Genomic DNA, 17085 nt, shown 5'->3' with positions numbered 1-17085 from the left:
TATTATTTAAAAATTTAGCCTATCACTGTTTATCCAGGACAGAGTCAACAGCAGTGTCAGTACTTTCCCAAGCCAATAGCCATATATAAAACGTTCTGTAAAAAATTCTGTAAAAACTCGCATCCAATTCAAGATAAAAAGCTCAAAAACCAAGCAAGCCAATGCTTAAATAATACACATCTTGCTTGCAGGTACTCCCCGCTTTGGTTAACCTCTCGGCACAGATAAAGCCCCAAAGGAAGGACCCTATGGCTGAATCCCACTGTCAAACAGAACAACAACTCCTTGAATCGCTCTACCAGCGCCAAGCAGTATGGAGCGCTCTGTCGGACTTATTTCTCGACACGGATGTGACCATGCACTACCCAGCTATCACCCGGATATGCGCGCTTTCCCCCTATTCCCTGCCGGAGCTGGAACATATTCTGTACCGCGAAGTGGCACCGGTATGCGGCCCTAATCTGTTCGATACCTGTGGAGAGTGGGCCGGGTTTGATGAAAAGTGGCTCAAAGAGAATATTGTGTTACGTCTCAATACGTCTCCCGGCCTTTGGCTGCGACTGAAACAACGCCTAGCACATAAAGTGTTCGCCCGTTACTTAGCTCCTCACTGGCAGCTCTTGTCGGCGCAGATCCAAAGTTGGCGCAATAACCAACGCTAACTTGCCCCTCAAAGTCTTTAGCCGCTGAGCATTGGGCGGCAGCGGCTTCCAACGGCCAAAGTCATATTGATTCCAGTCTGACTGAGATATAGAGCTCCCCTTTGCTCCAAACCATCGAACGTGCCTGAGCAACTTACCTTAAGTACACTCAGATGCCAGCTCTAAAATCTGCAGCAACTCATTTCATACATCCAATTTATCTCTTCTACAAAAGATTTCCCTACATTCAACCACAATCACTCTTAATGATAATAATTATCACTTGCACTCATGTTTATAACAATATAAATTTGCCCCCACTCAACGCTTAGTTTCTCAATCGCTTCATTTGTTAATCAGGACAGATACTCATGCCTAGCTACACGTTTAAGCTCAATGCCCTGCTGCTCGCTATGCTGGCATCACCGGCCTTTGCCGATGATGCTGTCGAGCGCGGAAATCAATCAATCGAAAGAATTGTCGTTTTGGGGGAAAAGACAGAGAAATCATTGAAAGACGTGAGTTCATCTGTATCTGTCATCACCGAGGAGCAGCTTAAGACGCTGCAATACCTATCGGTGCATGACGCCATCTCTGAAATACCCAACCTGGTAGTGCTGTCCGGGCAAATGCCCAATATCCGCGGGGTTTCCGGTAACGGCGCCGCCACCGGCTTTAGTGGGGTTTCCGGCGGCGCCAAGACCCGGGTATCTACCATAACCGATGGTGTGGCAGAACCTTTTATGGCGGATTTGACCGGCGATACCGGCATGTGGGACATAGAGCAGATTGAAGTGTTCCGTGGTCCCCAATCCACCAGTAATGGCCGCAACAGCATAGGTGGCGCCATGTTTATCAAGACCAAGGATCCGACTTTTGACTGGCAGGGTGCCGCTCGGGTGGGTTATCGCAGTGAGAGCCAATATATAGACTCGGCCGCCGCCATCTCCGGCCCTTTGATTGAGGATGAGCTGGCCTTTCGCCTATCGGCGCAGCATACCGATGGTGAAACTTACGCCAACCCGGTTATCCATGAAGCTAACCCGCCTGGCTTTGATCTCAATAAGCTCAACACAGACAGAATAAGAGCCAAACTCCTGTGGGAACCCGCAGCCATTGACGGCCTCAAGGCCATGCTCAGCTATGCCAAAAACCATGAGCGCGGCAACACGGGACGGCAATACTTCAGTGGTGACGATCCCTGGAAGTATCAGCCCATCAACCCCAGAAACATGGACACTGAATCAGATACCGGCAGCATCAAGCTGGACTACAGGATAAGTGACAATTTTTCGGTCGACTTCTTGCTGGCCAGAATGAACTACCACTGGGTGATGGATACCTATGACAAGGATCCTGCTACCGAGCAAGTGGTGAGTATGGAGGAGTCCAACACCACGGCTGAAACCAAGCTGCATTTTGGCCTTAACAGCGAGCTTTACAGCGGCTTTATCGGCCTCTACTATTTCAAGCGCGATCAAGACTTCAACAGTATTGGCGGTACTGTTTATCGCGGCGACGACAATAGTGACTCCAAGGCGGTTTTCGGCGAATTTACCTATAACGTCACCGATGACTTCAGGATCACCGCCGGAGGCCGGGTTGAACGGGAATCCCAGCGGCGTAATTTCTGGATGAAGCAGCCGCAAACGCCCATAGAAGATACCCTGGACAACAGTAAGACCATCAAGTTGCCCAAGCTGGTATTGCAATATGATATCAATGCCGAGACCACAGTCTCCTTAAGCGGTCGCCGTGGCTACAACGCCGCCGGTGCGGCGATAGGCTTCCCGGAAAATGAGTTCTACTTCTACGATGAAGAGTACGTTAACGCCTATGAACTTGGGCTGAGAACCAGCCTGGATGGCGGTAATATCAACCTGAGCGCCAACCTGTTCTACAACGACTACGACGGATATCAGGCCACAGGTTCTGCCAGACGGGTTATCAACATGGACAAGGTGATTACCTATGGTGCCGAGTTTGAAGCCTCAGCCATGGTGACCCGGGATCTGCGCCTGCACGGCGGCCTTGGGCTGTTGAGTTCGGAAATCAAGGAACCTGGAGAAGGTTATGCCTCTGCCAAGGGCAATGAACTGGATTCGGCCCCCTCAATGACCGCCAATCTCGGTGCCCAGTATTGGCTGACGGATCAGCTTACCTTCAGTGTCTCCGCCAACTATGTCGGTGAGTACTATGGTGACTTTGAGAACACAGAGGAACGAGTTGCCGGTGACTATGTGCTGGCACGTATGTCGCTCAATTATGAGACAGACAACTGGATCTTCAACGCCTTCGTCAACAACGCCTTTGATGAGAAAGCCGTGTTGAGCCGCTCTCCGGCAGCCCGTAACTACCCGGATGGCTATGCGGCGATAGTCGATCCCCGTAACTTTGGGGTCTCAGTCACCTACCAGTTTTAACCTTAGATAAGCCAAAAGGCTCCCAAGGGAGCCTTTTTAATTTTATTGAAGCCCCTTTGACCAAGAGTTACGGCTTCCAAGCCGTTTCATGACTGAGTCTCACGCGGCGATCATCCCCTAAGTGCGTTAAACACAAGGCGGAAAACTCGCTTTGCCAACGAGTCAGCTCAAACCCATAGCGCTCTTGAAAGGCCTGAGTCTCAAAGTACATGGAATAGGCATAGTTTTGATACAACATCAATCCGGGCAGCACTTGGCCAGCCTGCAGATACTCCCTGGATGCCGCCAGCATGATGGGATAGTTGTCGTTATGCTTTTCACCGCCGAACCCCAGCTTAAAGCCATCGAGCCGGCGGATGAAGGGATCATCTTCAAGATAGGTTTGCAACTGCACCTGGCTGAGCATTCGCATTACGCCATCGGAGGGGATGCCGAAGGCCCAATTACTGTGAAACGCCCGTAGAGCAGCATGAGCCGCCAGTTCATTTCGCCCCAAACGCCTTAACTGCGATGCCAGTGCAAACCAATAGTCACCCACTTCCGGTAATTGCTCGCAGGCCTGCTGCAGTAAAACAATGCCTGCCTCAATATCGTCCTGCTTGGCTGGCCCCTTCTCTGCTCCACGAAAAAACGCCTTGGCGCGCTGAACCAACATTGGCGCAAAGTCTGCGTCTTGCGGCTCTTCATCGCCGCGCTCCCAGTCGTTGGCTTCGAGCCAGGCAACAAATTTACCGGCGCCGGAAAAGGCCGGTACCAACTTGGCCTCATCGTGCCACATGTCACAGACAATCGGCGCCTCTGTCTCCCGGCCCAAGGGCCAATAGAGCCCAAAGTAATCACCGTTGCCGAGCTCGGCATCGAACAGAGGCAGAAAGCCCAATGAAGGATAGGGTCCCATGGGCTGCTCGTCCGCAGTAAAAGGTGACAATAGATTGATTTCAGGAGGAATATACATTATGCGACATCTCTCTATCAGCGCGGAGGACAACAACTGTTTTTGAATGGGGTTAGAGGCTAGCTCACAGGCGGAATGGAATAAGTGCCCACGGCATGGGCCACCAGGTCGCTGTGTCCGTTTGAAAACACAGACACCTCGGCAATCGCCAGTGATTTACCCAATTTCAGCAGCCTACAATCGGCAACTATGTCACACTCGGCGCTGGGTTTACGCAGGAAGTTGATATTCAGGTTGGTGGTTACCGCCAGAGGCACTATGCCTATTTCCGCCAACAAGGCGACATAGATGGCAATATCGGCCAGCTCCATCATGGTCGGCCCTGAGACTGTACCTCCGGGGCGCAGGTGCGCCTGAGTTATCGGCTTACGCACTCTGGCCGACTTATCTCCCAGATGTTCAATCACAATGCCGCTCTGTGGCAGCTCGCGTTCGATAAAAGCTTGCAGCTCGGCGATAGTCACCATCTAAACCTCCTTGATTATTTGGTCAATCTTGCGGTATCAATGGGCCATGGGTATCACTTGAGCATTAACAGCCTCTGGTTTAGCCATGTTTGCCCTTCTACTCCTGTTTGGTTGTGGGCTTTGATACCGCTTTTAATTGTTGCCGCCGTTTAAGCTCCCTCCCCTGAAGGGTAAATATCAACCAAACTAACAGCAAAGGCAGCATTGGGACTATCCCCCAAAGCAAATCCACAGAGCTTGCTACCGAGTTGTATTTAAGCTGATATACCGGCACCAACACCCAAAGGGGATAGCTGTAGAACAATCCTCGCACCAGACGCATAGACAAACTGCGACGCATCTCGGCGCCGGGAAGCGATGCAAACATCAAGGCAAACCAGCCCAAAACACCTGTCAGCAGAACAACCGCCAGCACCAATTTGACCAATAGTTCTGCCATAGTTTCGGTTTACAGGTATCTTTGTCTGCAATCACCACAAACATAATGATTGGCTAACAGTTGCTTGGTATCTGCGGCATGACAAACTTCGCAAAGCTTAACAATGTTAGAAAAGTCAAAACCAGATTGATTTTTCAGGTGGGATAGCAATTCATGATTAACCGGGCTAGCCTCAGGCTCAGCGTTGGTATCTAAGTCCACTTCCCTTTGGACAACCAACGAGCCATCTTGTGAAAGGGACTCTAGTTCCCCATTGGCGGCCCCAACAGCCTGCTTTACTTCTTGATTGGCCTCCTCTTCCTCAGCAACTACAGGCGTTTCCTGATTGTTATTCAGGAATAACCAAACAAGCAAACAGATAACACTGTAAATAGTTCCGGCAGGCCACATCACCAAACCAATCGCACAAAAGGTACCACCTGCGAGCTTATTCTCACCGAAGCCTCCCCAAAACCCCAAGCCACCATAGGCAAAACAGGCCAAGGCGATGACAACAAAAAGACTCGCGTCCACAGCCAAGCCATTGGCCGCAAAAATACTGTGAAACAGGCTGGCGCCACCAAGGAATAGCAAGCCAATAAAAAAACTCAGCACCCCACCACTAACAAACAAAACCTTTAAAGCCATATGCATCAGTCAATCTCCTTTTTAATTATTCGTCCTGGAGCGCATGCGCTTGAACTTAGGACGCCTCATCCTTGAAAAATTGGTTTGATTGGGCACTCCTGAAAACCTTGTTTCAATTAAGCCCGATAACACACCCTATCGTCATGCGAAAAAGGCGACTGCGACAAGCCCCCAAAAGACTTAAAACCATGGTTTTAATTAATCTCCGGTTGAGTCACAATCCAAATCAGCCCCAGCAGCATGCGCTGCACTATGGCCTGTGCAGGCATCATGCAGGCTCGCGACAGTAAAATCCTGTGGTCGGCCAAAGATAACTTCTGCGGCTTCCCTTCTCAGTTGCCCATAGTCCGGCTCACTGGGACCTTGAGCGATGGAGGTTTGCATCGAAATGCGGGAAAACTCGGCCGGTGAGCAATACATGGCATAGGCATAATATTCATTGGTCGAAATCCCGCCATTGCTATCACAGGCTTTGGCCGGACGCCTGAACTTTTGTCTGATTAAGGCCCTTTCCAGCTGATTTCTGGAGTAATATCTCTTCTTGCCGTAATGCTTTAGCAAATCCCTGGATAGCCTACGGGCATATTGCTTTATCTTTCGTTTTCGAAATAGATGGGCAAACATAAGAACTCACTCTCCTTGGCTCGCTTCTCCAATATGCCGCTTTGTGCTCAAAGCCTGATTGGAACCCACTTGCCGAGCGGCATCAAAGAACAGATATGGCGCGGCAAATAAGTTAATGATCAGGCTATAAAACAGCAGCAGCGCCACACCCAAACCTGTCATGACGGTTTCGGCGCCGCCTGAGCCTTGTCCCAGAATCCGCAGCAAACCGTAAATAAACATAAGCCCGGCGGCCTACCAGCATACGTTCATGGCGGTCTGTCTTGTCGCCGACAAAACCAGCTTGCCAAGCGTGTACAAGCAGGCTAGCCAGAAGACTATGACTGCTGCCCGATTCAATTTCTGCTCCTGTTCTCGCAGTTAGGCTTCAAGTGCCAATTGCAGCAAGAAGTCCAGCTGAACTCTGGCATCGCCTCTTTGAGTCTTATCAATGGCAGGCTCGCCCCCGAGACGCAGTGCCGGGGTGTAAAAATAGATCTGGTTTGGCTGCAGCTTGCCTTGCTGGTCACTGACTTGCTGAAGTTCCTTCTTCCTGAAGAAGCTGGTTTGCACTTCATCGTCACAACACCAGTCGTTGAAGAAATCTTCCATGCTCCAGGTGAGCACATCTGTCTGTGAAGTGTGGGGATCGATAAAGGCGATATCTTCATCCCCTTCATCGCTCAGGAGCCGATAATAAAAAATGTCGCCAAAACAGCTAATAGCGAACGGGATGCGACTCATGTCTTCATCCAACATCAGCCAGCCCCAGAGATTGTCCAGGTATTCATCCGGATCAATAAGTTGGATTAAACCATCACCATAGTGGCCAAAGCCATGTTGTTGCCACAGTTCCAATAAGCACTCGGGCAAATGGTCCTGATATTTGGCAAGAGTTGGCGCCGATACTGATTTGATATCTGCGCCGGGTGGCAGATGGTCGATAAAAGATTGCAGAAGCATTGAGGTAAAATTCCTTTTCCTATCAGAATAACTGTCACAAAACCTTGGGTTTTCCGTGACCTTGATTTGAAAGCCTTAGCAGGCACTTAGACATGTGGCGAGGATAAGTCCGTTGCCGATTATGCGGCCTTTGATAGCATGATTGCAATCCCGAGAGACGCACCGGCTATACACAAAGCCCAAAAATCGCTGAGACAGTATCGATATTTGTCCGCAATATCTATTCGATCGCAAAACTCTCGGCGACAAGCTTTAAGGTATCAGTCTGAGCTTGGTACAGCCCTGGCATCGAGCCGTAAAATGGTGAAGGCGATGCTTTCGCCGCTAATATTGCTATCGAAAGGTGCCTCCAGCCGACATAGGCCGACATCTATGACAGCACCTTGGGTAATATCGGTTATGGTGCCAAATGCGCGGTAGCTCCATCCCTGAATATGCTGCAGCTGCCTTAACCCCTCCGGGTTGCCGGCCAACATGGTGTTTTGATCCTCCTGTTCACAGGCGATACCGACGCTCAGCTCAATATCAATGATCTCACCATAAGTCAGGCTGTCACCACCGAATTCATCCATCACAGTAAGCGGCTGCCCCGCCACTTCAATAACGGCTTCGAGGTAATCGCCCTCGGTTTGCTTAAATACTGCTTGCACGGCTTTCCTTATAAAATTCTTTTTTGAGGCTGTTTCTCAGTTGGTCACTGCTCAGCTTCTTTGGCCGCCAGCCACTCACATTCGGCTGTGGTGGCCAATTCCCCCAGTTGACGACGCTGATCCCGCCCCTGGAAACCACAACGAGTCCCCTTGCGAATAGGTACCGCATATTGAATATCACGGGCCAGTTGCCCGAGAAATAGATTGCCGGAACGGCGATACTCTGCCACTTCCCGTTCATTGAGCTGGATCATAAAGCGGTTATTATGTCGGCAAAGCACATCCAGATATAGTTGTCCTTCATGCTCCAACAGATACCATTGCGCTTGAGACATTGCCAATACTTTCATACCCAGCTCCCGACTATGCCGCTTTTACCGAAAGAGGCACAAAATTACAGCAGCGTAAGCCACTCTGAGGTATCTGCCAGAATAAACTCATAGCGTTTGCCATCATTGAGAATGACCCGCAGCGCATCTGCCGATATAGGGAAAATACCGCCGCCAGTAGCCAGACACTTTTCTACCGCGCAGATATCATCACGCTTGAGTGTGTAGGGCCCCAGCCCCAGTTGCTGATTGAAAGGCACAAACTTGAGTTCATTGCCGGTCAAGGAGATTTTGCCATCGGCTTTGGCCACTCCATTCTGCACTGTAGTCATTGACGATTTGATCAGTTCTGCTGCCATCCTTGCTTCCTCTTGGGTGATGCCTTGCTTCCTTAAGGCCTTGTTGGCATAAGCCATCAGTAATGTTCAAACTACCTCAATAGATGAGGTTTGTCATCCCGATGAACGGGCACTGCTGCACTGCAGGGCTCAGGCGATAGCCTCTGGCAGGATGAGCTCCGGCGCACCAAAACTGTGAAGTCGGCCATCAATAATGGCCAGAGCGTCTTCATCCGAGCAGAGATAAACGGGCAAACCATGCCGCTCTGCCAATTGCTTTGCACGCCGTTTTTGGCTGAGGCCATGGGATTGGTCTCGGCTCTGCGAATGAACCACATGGGGCACAAATAAAAGGTCGGCCAAGCCCAGCGCCTTCAGGTTTTCAAGGCCCACTGTATTGCTGTCACCACAAAGCGCCGCGGTTTCTATGTTGGCGGTCAGCAGCATGGCGCCGGCACTGACACCAACCAAGAGATGTCCTGATGCAGCATAACTCTTGAGTTTCTGCTGTTGATTGCGGCTATACAATCCATGTAAAAAACGGTAAGTATCCCCGCCAGAGAGATGCACTAAAGGCTTATCCAGTAACCTCTGCATCACAGTGTCGTTAAAGCCCTGTTCAAAATCCAGGTAGGTGTTGAGACCTATGCCAAGGCCTTGATAAAACGCCTGTGTTGGCAGGTAGAAATCCCCCTCGGGATCAGGCTCTGAACCTATGTAACCACCCGCTTGCCCTTTAAGCCCCAGAGCCTCAATAGCAAACGCTAGCGCCTTATGGCCGGTTGCGCTTTGGTGATTACTGAGCAGCAGTAGATTCATCTTTTTTCACTCCTTGAAAGTCGGCAGTTTCTTACAACACCCAGAGTTTCCCGCTCACAGCCTCAACGGCCATTCGCGCCGTGATTAATAGAGTTCTTCAGCCTAAGACATCAGCGCAGGGAGTCAAAAGCAGCCAGCAGTGCTTCATCTTCTCTTTCTAACAGGCACTCGCCAATCTCATCTATGGGTAACGCAGCGCTGCGGGACAACAGCTTGAGGGCTTCAATATGCTCAAGAGTCAGTTCATGCTCGGTAAGCAAGAACGACCAATCGAAACTGTCGACAAGCGCCTGCTCGACACCATCGGCATACAGCTGGTTAAACTTTTTTGGGTTGTGACCGAAGATCAATGCCGCCAAGCAAGCGTATTCGCCGAATTCACTGTCATCATCAAAGCAGTAATCCAACGCTATGCCTCGACTTAGCAAGGCAGCCAAAGCCTGTTCACCGGCTTCATCCAAATGGTATTCATTGTAAAACAAACAGGCCGCCGCCGTAGCCAGTGCCTTATGGGAGAAGGCGTATCTGGGCAGTAGAAAATTAAAAATGGCGTAAGCGTCAGACTCTCCTGCGAAGACCAATGCCAACAACCGGTTATGGTCCAAGCGGCCACCCACTGAAATAAACGCGCTAATAAAACCGAGATAAACATCGTGACACAGCCGGTAAAGATGTTCAGGGTCGTCTTCGACCAAGCTGCCATCCGAGCCGTTGACTTTGATGATGTCAAATAGCGGCGTAAACTGTTTCGGCTCGGAATAATACGCCACACGACAATACATAAGATAATAGATTTGATAGTCCTTGATAACGGCGTTCGCTCTGAGATAAGAGATGATCTCAAGCGAGGCCGGGTCTTTCTCTATCCTGAACATATATTGGGACCAGGCTTTCGGCATATGCTGGCGCAAATAGTCCAGATTGCCTTCTTCAATATGTTGTTTTATCTCATTTAATCCACGAAACACGGCATTCCTCTCATAACAGGTGTAAATCTTCTCCGGGAAATCCCGGGCTTGGTAGGTAAAAGACCTGAGTTAGGGCTGACTCAGTTTTTGCTCAAGCGCCCGGTTCTGAGCCATAATCTCTTCGAGAAAAACCGAACCATGCAGCCTGGCCAATTGCAGCGCCTTGATAGAAGCCGCCATTGCCTTATCGAGCTGTTGGTTAAGCGTATAGGCCGTTGCCAGGCTGTCCCAAAGGATTTCCGAGCGAGCGAATCTCTCTACTCCTTGCTCCAATATGGCAACGCCCCAGGCAGTTTGGCCCTCATAGGCGGCCTTTAGGCCGTATACATTGAATTGATGTGCCGACAACGGAAAGGTATAGCCATACTCGGCAGTTTTTCCCCTGTAGAACGCCAGCAGTTGTTGCAGCGACATCACATCGACTTGTGGTACCGCGTTCCAGCCACTGAAGATGGCTTTAAGCCCCTCGACATTGCTAATCAAGGAAGTGCTGTCGTGGGTTTCTCGGGCAAAACGGGCATTGAAAACCTATAGCTTTGACGGCTTCTTGGTGTCCAGTTTTTGCAGCATGGCGTCAAAAGCCTGCACCATCTCGCCTGGCTCACTCGCCATACTGAGAAACCAGCGCATGGGCGTTTTACGCTTGCGAGTCTGGTATTTGTCGTAATCTGTAATCAAGGCACCATCGTCCCACCACAGGCTGGGACTAATGGCTATCGCGGCATTGAAGGAAGATGCCGGACCGAGCGCCTGATAACTGCTGTAAAGCCCGGCCAAAGAGTGGCCAAATATCGTCCGGTAAGGCGCCAGACGGTAACGTTCACTCCATGCAGGCAGCAGTTCCTCTGCGATAAAACGGTTATAAACATCAGCCTTTCCCGCCCTTGCGGCGAAATCTTCCGGCTCTGTGAGAGTAAAGTACTTGAGTCTGTCGCGGGTGCTTATGCCCACCACTATCATTTCCGGCACTATGGCGTATGTGCTCAGAAAGCCAACGCTGGATGCCACATGATGAAACTGAGTCGAACCATCAAGTACCAACAACAAGGGGTAATGAAAACTGTCTGAATGTCGATAACTCTCGGGCAAAGCAACCTGAACTGTCACGGCTTCATCGATAAGCCCGGCCGCAAGTGTAAAACGCTGCTCTTCGGCCAATGCAGTCAGCGACAGCAAGGCACAAAGCAAAAATACGAATCTCATGGAAATCCTTGTCAGTAAAACGTCTTTAAAGGGCATTCAAAGGCCGGCTGGCGCGGGATAAAAGAAATCTTTGCCGTTCATAGCCAATGCCTGCAACTGCCCAGCTTTGCTCGCCTTGCCAACCCTGCCACTGCCGGGCAAGCTCCTCAAAGAAATCCGCCGGGTTCCGTCCGTAGGGAAGATTATCCACCCTCACACTTGCCTGCATGCCTTCTCCCGAGATAGTCACGCAATAGTGTTAAGCCAACCACTGGTGTCCAGCTCGGGTTTATGAAAACGCACAGAGCAGCCAAAGCTGTTTTTCAATATCCATTCTTTCACCTTCCCGGCGTCCTCTTTACCTGGATTTACAAGCCCTCGGGTTACAAACGACCTTTGAGCGGGTGCTGGGTTTGCCAACCGCTGGCTCCGCGGCTGCTGACAAAATACACCAGCAGATCAGCTGCGCCACGATGGCTGACCCAATGAATGAGTGACGTAGCCATTGAGCGGCTCGTCACCTGACACCAGAGGCTATCCTGATTGTGCGTAGCGCCGCGGCTGTCGACTCGATAAACCAATAGATCGGCGGCCGCTCGGGAGCTGACTTCATGTACCAGCACTTTGGCCGCACCCCGAGCCTGAACCTCATAGACAAGTGCCATAGAACCTCCTTATTACCAATTAAATCCCTTTAAATTCATATGGTTACCACCAAAATTAGCTTAAAGCCAACTTGTATTGTCGATATTCTCACGGTTAGTGCCTTATAGACTTTGGCGATTGTTCCATCTGGGGCGCCGCCTCATATTTCAAAATCCAAAGTGCTTAACGCCCTCAAGCAATAAAACATAAAAGTCTCAAAGACTCGCTCTGACAAATTCAGTTATGTCACTGACTTTTGATAGGCAACGTCTCGACTCAAAGAAATCAATATGACAGTCGAAGCCTGATGAATGCGGCTCTGAAATGTTTCAGACGTCCTGTTAATCATTAAGCCGGTCGATTTGACAACAGATTGACTCGAGGCAAGTGTACGAGTGGGCAATCTTAATAAAAAATACCGATTTTAAATAGCGTTAAAACCGTTAGTTTGATTTTCATCTCTTTTCCAATCAATCACTTGATACCCAAGCTGATAAGATCTTGCTTAGTCCCTTGAGCCGATAGTCAATGGCGACTTCTGGAACACAACATTATCCGTTTACACCAAGCAAACAGAAAGCATTTTGCCATTCCCGTCACACTCCGAAGAGTTACTCAAAGTGAAATACTCATAATAAACAAAGCATTATTGAGCATGCGACAATTGGTCGCATCCATTTTTATCTATGTCTATTCCTATCATGCACTCATTGTGAATCTATGTAGGATAACCTTGTGAAACCTCTGACTTTTTCCATATCAACAATCACATTGGCACTCTTGCCAAGTTACCTGCTACACGCCCAAACGGTGGATGAAGTCATGGTGGTCGTGGGGAATCGAAGTGCCGCCGCCATCTCAAATGTCAGCGGCAGTGTCACGGCTATTTCTTCCCAGGAGATGGCTCGTAATATGGCCAACAATGTCCAAGATGCAGTCAAAGCGGAACCTGGGGTCGAAATAGCCGGCACCGGGAAGTTCGGCTTAAGCAGCTTCAACATTCGAGGCATGAACGAAGACAGGGTAAAACTACTGATTGATGGCATAGAACAACCGGTATTTTTTAAAGCTGGCAGCGGCTCCCCTCATACAGATGTGATCAACCAATATTCTGCGGGTTTTGAACTCGATACTCTCACCGCCATTGAAATCAATAAAAATGCGGCTTCCAGCCTCTATGGCAGTGATGCGATAGGTGGGGCCGTACTATTACGCACCAAAACACCTGATGATGTACTTCAAGGAGAAGCCCGGGCGCTGAATCTGTCTCTGGGCTATACCGGTGCTAATCAGGGGGTTAAAAACACCCTCGAAGCCGCAGTAGACAATGGTAACTGGCAAGGATTGGCAATTTATACATTCCGAGATGAAGCCGAAACACAAGCTCACGGAGAGGGTGCCGATATCATTGGCGTCATGAGAGGGCTGGCCGATCCGGCCAATTATCGGAGTCACAATTTATTGCTAAAGGGGGTATCGCAACTGACAGGTTCCCAAACCTTGGCGCTCACGGCAGAACTATACTTGCGCGATGGCGATAGCGATTTATGGTCAATGGAAGGCTATACGGTTGCCGGGCGAGGCAATCAACCCGATACTCTTTACTTCAATAACCGGCTCGAAAGCGAACAATCGCGCTGGCGCCTAACCATGGCGCACCAATGGGATGCCAACAAGCATTTATTTGATTCCTGGCAATGGCATCTCAGTTGGCAACAAGCCGATACCGACAATGACAATTACCGTACAAAAAATACCGACTGCCTTGCCGGCTGTGTATTAATCCGCAACCGTGAAGACAAACATCTGCAACTACATGGTCAGTTTGACAAGCAAGTGTCCTTAAATAGTGCTGAACAATATTGGATCTATGGTGTATCGGTAGTACACAGTGAGTTTGACTCATTTTATCAAGATCTCGACTCAGAAACCGGGGTGGTGACCGACACCAATACGACCATGCCTGCAGCCAAAGCCCTGCGTAGCGGACTTTTTATTAAACAACAACTAACAGCAAATGCTTTCCCACTGCAATGGGATTTAGGATTGAGATATGACGATTATCGTACCGATCCCGACGGGGATTTGGCTCGTCATGAAAGTAATGTACTGACATTCAATACCGGCTTGCTATATCGTTTAACCGACGAGCTTGGCAGCTACATTACGGTTACCAGCGGTTACCGGGCCCCTTCTTTATACGATCTTTACTATCGTCTCGACTTACCCCATGTCACCATTCTTCCCAACGAATCGCTCGAAGCCGAGCGTAGTACCAACTATGAGTGGGGCATTCGCTGGAACAGTAAAAATACTCAATTAGAGGCCGCGCTTTACTACAACGACTACCGAGATTTTATTGACAGCGTTGTTGATGACACTGTCTGGCCAAATGTAATGCAATACCAGAATGTCGGCGAAGCTTGGATCCGTGGCGCCGAGCTCAAGGCCCATTGGCAACTGTCTGATTGGTTAGATGGGGCGTCATTAAGAATGTCTGCCGCCTGGTCAGAAGGTAAAAATCGTCTTACTCAAAGGGCTCTGGACACTATAGCCCCTTTCAACAGCACTTTGGATCTGAGTTATGACCACCCTGATGGACACTGGGGGGCCAGCTGGTTTATCAAATACAGTGCCGCCAAACAAGGAGACGACTGGACAGAGCTTAACAATTTGACCGCGCCTGAATACCTGTACATGGATTTGCTGGCTTACTGGCAGGTCACTGACGAACTCAAATTGCAAGTAGGCATCATGAACTTAACCGATGAGCGATATTGGCTTTATGGCAATTTGGCCGGGTTACAAGCCGATCCACAAATGAACCCGGATCGCCTCACCCAACCTGGACGCCATATCAATGCCACCCTGCACTATCGCTTTTGAGGATAAAAAAGATGCCCTCTATGTTTAATGGACGTGGCTTGTTGAAGCTCATTCAATGGTCTGGGGTCACGGTATTTCTAGTGACCCTTTTGGCAGGATGGTGGCTTCCGGATAAGAGTGAACTCTGGGTTCGTAGCCTGTTCTGGGGGTTATTCTGGCCGGTACTTACCGTGACCTTGTTATTACTATCCGGCCCACTGTTTTGCGCCTTCTGCCCTTTGGGCGTCCTGGGGCGAAGCATAAGTAGGTTTGGTCTTGGCCGTCGCCTACCTCAAAGATTGAACCATATGGGCTGGAGTTTAGCCACGCTGCTCGGCAGTTATTGGTTGGTCAATGCCGCAGTTTCAGGAGGCTATGGGAAACTCCCTTTGACCGCCACCTTGATATTTTTCAGCACTTTTTTGCTACTGATGTTGTTAATGTCGATATATTACCGCGACGCCCCCTTCTGTCGCAGCCTGTGCCCTTTTGCTGTAATAGCCCAAGGATGCTCCAACACAAGCTCTCTTACCGTAAAATTGAGTCAAGATTGCCAAAACTGCCGTTCAGTCGAGTGCAGTCGCCTCTGCCCGCAACGTATCTCATTGCCACTGTTAAACGACAGCCGCCAACATCAAAGTTGTAATCTCTGCCTGGCATGCTTTTCTCAATGTTCCTCATTAAGCCTGGGGTATTCAACGCACCGACCTCAGGTCCCCCGCCCGATGATCTATGCTTGGGCCTATATAGCATTAATTGCCATGGTCACAATCCAAACGCAACTGCAGCACAGATGGGATAGGAGTAGCATGAGGGAGCTACTGCCCTGGAACACGTTAGCCGAATACTTAAGCCCCTCAATAACGCTCCCTTGGCTCAACGTATCCGGGCTATTATTGACTCTGTTTGCACTATTAATAACCGCCACTATCGTCTGGAGCTCTGCTGTCGCGGCCTCAATCTTTATCAAAGACCGCAAGCAGAATTGGTTGCCAGACATGCTATCGATCAATATCCCTCTGCTGTTATGTCTGTTGTTATCACATGGATTAATGATGTTTATGAGCCGCGGTATCAGTAATCTGGTGAATGGTCTGGCACAACTTGGGGGCAGCCAATGGCAATTCACTGGATTGGCGCGCGATAGTGACATCATGCCTTGGTTTTCCATACTGTTATGGCTGGGCGTTGGTTGGAGTCTATTACTGGCCTGGAAATGGGCAAAACCTCATAGTCGGTCGGCTCTATCCCATATCGGCTTATGGGGTATTGGCTCCAGCTTGATCTGGTTATTTTTAGCCCTAAGGTTTGGCGGCATCATGCTAGACACCGCGGCTGTTCGTTGTCACTGAGCGCCCTTGCCCCATGGCATACGCGCTAAAAAAGAATGCCGTTCACTATCAGTGAACGGCATTCTCGTGTTAATTTTTTACTGTTCAACAATTACGGAGACTCAACCCCAGAGTTGATCATCCTGCTGAATTTTGTAGAGGCTCTCGGCTCTGGAGACCAGCAACTGGGCAAACTTGGCCTGGGTAGGATCTTTGGTCGCCCCCGACTGCACCAGGTTCTCGGCCTTAAGCTGCCAGGTCAGCGAAAAGTGACGCAAGGCTTCGCGAGCAGTGGCCGCTACGCTGACATCAACATAGTCGGAAGGCAAGTCACCGGACATTACCCAATAAGTCTTATGGCTGGGCTGTTTGGATTCGATTTTCCACATGGCGACATAAGGCGCCAGATAGCGGCTTTCTGCCGGTACTACTTTGCTGGGGATCACCCCTTTCTCTGCAAGAAATTTATTGGCTTTCTGGAACTGTTCACGCACCCAAGCCTGACGCAAGGCTTCCTGCTGTTCGGCGCTGGGCGGTGTACTTGTCTGTTCAGTCATAAACTTTCCTTTCTTCTTGTTTGTTTTTATTGTGCTTTTTATTCTGTGTCGATTCGATTTAGCCCCCGAGCCGCCTTGAGTCGCAACACGGTAACAAGGCTTCAGACCGAGAACTAAACCAGCTTTACGTTAACGTAAAGTGGAAAGCAAAATTGCCAGATAGATCACAATTATTCTGCTCATCAGCTTTGTTGAGAGTATCGCTAAATGCTATGGTTCTGCAATAAATATAACAAGCGGTAGGCGGCCGCTAAGCGCCGCCCCAATATGCACAGCGGAGAAC

21 protein-coding genes are annotated in these 17085 nt (G+C 49.7%); 4 read left to right on the top strand and 17 right to left on the bottom strand.

All coding sequences use genetic code 11. The features are described from left to right. Window positions 1-248: 248 nt before the first annotated feature. Window positions 249-662, top strand: a complete 414-nt coding sequence (locus CBE72_RS18895) for a DUF7079 family protein (RefSeq protein ID WP_100145725.1) — start codon at window positions 249-251, stop codon at window positions 660-662. 350 nt (window positions 663-1012) lie between these two features. After that, the gene (locus CBE72_RS18890) at window positions 1013-3064 is read left to right on the top strand and encodes a TonB-dependent receptor (protein WP_100145723.1); all 2052 of its coding nucleotides are present in this window, start codon (window positions 1013-1015) and stop codon (window positions 3062-3064) included. Window positions 3065-3131: 67 nt separating this feature from the next. Here CBE72_RS18890 and CBE72_RS18885 read toward each other — a convergent pair whose 3' ends face one another. From CBE72_RS18885 to CBE72_RS18815, 16 genes are all read right to left on the bottom strand, one after another. Next, window positions 3132-4019 carry a tetratricopeptide repeat-containing protein gene (locus tag CBE72_RS18885; protein WP_100145721.1) on the bottom strand — a complete coding sequence of 296 codons (888 nt, stop codon included), beginning with the start codon at window positions 4017-4019 and terminating at the stop codon, window positions 3132-3134. Between the two features lie 59 nt (window positions 4020-4078). Continuing rightward, on the bottom strand, window positions 4079-4486 hold the full coding sequence (locus tag CBE72_RS18880; protein ID WP_100145719.1) for a PaaI family thioesterase: 408 nt from the start codon (window positions 4484-4486) through the stop codon (window positions 4079-4081). Window positions 4487-4583: 97 nt separating this feature from the next. Next, the gene (locus CBE72_RS18875; RefSeq protein ID WP_100145717.1) at window positions 4584-4925 is read right to left on the bottom strand and encodes a hypothetical protein; all 342 of its coding nucleotides are present in this window, start codon (window positions 4923-4925) and stop codon (window positions 4584-4586) included. A 9-nt stretch (window positions 4926-4934) separates the two neighbouring features. After that, window positions 4935-5558 carry a hypothetical protein gene (locus CBE72_RS18870; RefSeq protein WP_100145715.1) on the bottom strand — a complete coding sequence of 208 codons (624 nt, stop codon included), beginning with the start codon at window positions 5556-5558 and terminating at the stop codon, window positions 4935-4937. Window positions 5559-5750: 192 nt separating this feature from the next. Then, window positions 5751-6176, bottom strand: a complete 426-nt coding sequence (locus tag CBE72_RS20285; RefSeq protein WP_100145713.1) for a DUF6559 family protein — start codon at window positions 6174-6176, stop codon at window positions 5751-5753. A 6-nt stretch (window positions 6177-6182) separates the two neighbouring features. Continuing rightward, entirely contained in the window at window positions 6183-6398 is a 216-nt protein-coding gene (locus tag CBE72_RS18860) for a hypothetical protein (protein ID WP_100145712.1), read from the bottom strand. Window positions 6399-6536: 138 nt separating this feature from the next. Beyond that, window positions 6537-7118: a GAD-like domain-containing protein gene (locus tag CBE72_RS18855; RefSeq protein ID WP_100145711.1), complete on the bottom strand. Its 582-nt coding sequence runs from the start codon at window positions 7116-7118 to the stop codon at window positions 6537-6539. 260 nt (window positions 7119-7378) lie between these two features. Next, window positions 7379-7768 carry a hypothetical protein gene (locus CBE72_RS18850; RefSeq protein ID WP_025010480.1) on the bottom strand — a complete coding sequence of 130 codons (390 nt, stop codon included), beginning with the start codon at window positions 7766-7768 and terminating at the stop codon, window positions 7379-7381. A 44-nt stretch (window positions 7769-7812) separates the two neighbouring features. Continuing rightward, the gene (locus CBE72_RS18845) at window positions 7813-8118 is read right to left on the bottom strand and encodes a hypothetical protein (protein WP_100145710.1); all 306 of its coding nucleotides are present in this window, start codon (window positions 8116-8118) and stop codon (window positions 7813-7815) included. Window positions 8119-8162: 44 nt separating this feature from the next. Next, complete coding sequence (locus tag CBE72_RS18840; protein ID WP_025889069.1) at window positions 8163-8456, bottom strand: hypothetical protein; 294 nt, start codon at window positions 8454-8456, stop codon at window positions 8163-8165. A gap of 129 nt (window positions 8457-8585) precedes the next feature. Further along, a complete protein-coding gene (locus CBE72_RS18835; RefSeq protein WP_100145709.1) occupies window positions 8586-9254 on the bottom strand; it encodes a Type 1 glutamine amidotransferase-like domain-containing protein in 669 nt (222 codons plus the stop codon). Between the two features lie 110 nt (window positions 9255-9364). Beyond that, entirely contained in the window at window positions 9365-10222 is an 858-nt protein-coding gene (locus tag CBE72_RS18830; protein WP_100145708.1) for a hypothetical protein, read from the bottom strand. Between the two features lie 69 nt (window positions 10223-10291). Next, complete coding sequence (locus CBE72_RS20500) at window positions 10292-10705, bottom strand: hypothetical protein (RefSeq protein ID WP_229671945.1); 414 nt, start codon at window positions 10703-10705, stop codon at window positions 10292-10294. Window positions 10706-10750: 45 nt separating this feature from the next. Next, window positions 10751-11425, bottom strand: a complete 675-nt coding sequence (locus CBE72_RS20495) for an alpha/beta hydrolase (protein WP_229671943.1) — start codon at window positions 11423-11425, stop codon at window positions 10751-10753. 25 nt (window positions 11426-11450) lie between these two features. After that, window positions 11451-11633, bottom strand: coding sequence for a DUF6228 family protein (locus tag CBE72_RS18820; protein WP_100145707.1), 183 nt, complete (start codon window positions 11631-11633; stop codon window positions 11451-11453). 154 nt (window positions 11634-11787) lie between these two features. Further along, complete coding sequence (locus CBE72_RS18815) at window positions 11788-12069, bottom strand: 7(1) septoil knot domain-containing protein (protein WP_100145706.1); 282 nt, start codon at window positions 12067-12069, stop codon at window positions 11788-11790. Window positions 12070-12784: 715 nt separating this feature from the next. Between CBE72_RS18815 and CBE72_RS18810 the strand changes: the two genes are divergently transcribed. Both CBE72_RS18810 and CBE72_RS18805 read left to right on the top strand, forming a co-directional pair. Further along, a complete protein-coding gene (locus tag CBE72_RS18810) occupies window positions 12785-14935 on the top strand; it encodes a TonB-dependent hemoglobin/transferrin/lactoferrin family receptor (RefSeq protein ID WP_100145705.1) in 2151 nt (716 codons plus the stop codon). Between the two features lie 788 nt (window positions 14936-15723). Then, window positions 15724-16266 (top strand): hypothetical protein, encoded by a 543-nt coding sequence (locus CBE72_RS18805; protein ID WP_157929113.1) that lies wholly within the window; start codon window positions 15724-15726, stop codon window positions 16264-16266. A 101-nt stretch (window positions 16267-16367) separates the two neighbouring features. On the opposite strand, the gene CBE72_RS18800 is transcribed toward CBE72_RS18805, so the two are convergent. Continuing rightward, a complete protein-coding gene (locus CBE72_RS18800) occupies window positions 16368-16802 on the bottom strand; it encodes a DUF4826 family protein (RefSeq protein WP_100145703.1) in 435 nt (144 codons plus the stop codon). Window positions 16803-17085 lie beyond the last annotated feature (283 nt).

Origin of the sequence: Shewanella carassii, from assembly GCF_002777975.1 — a bacterium.
Classification (GTDB): Bacteria; Pseudomonadota; Gammaproteobacteria; order Enterobacterales; family Shewanellaceae; genus Shewanella; species Shewanella carassii.
This window is presented reverse-complemented; position numbering and strand designations above follow the sequence as displayed.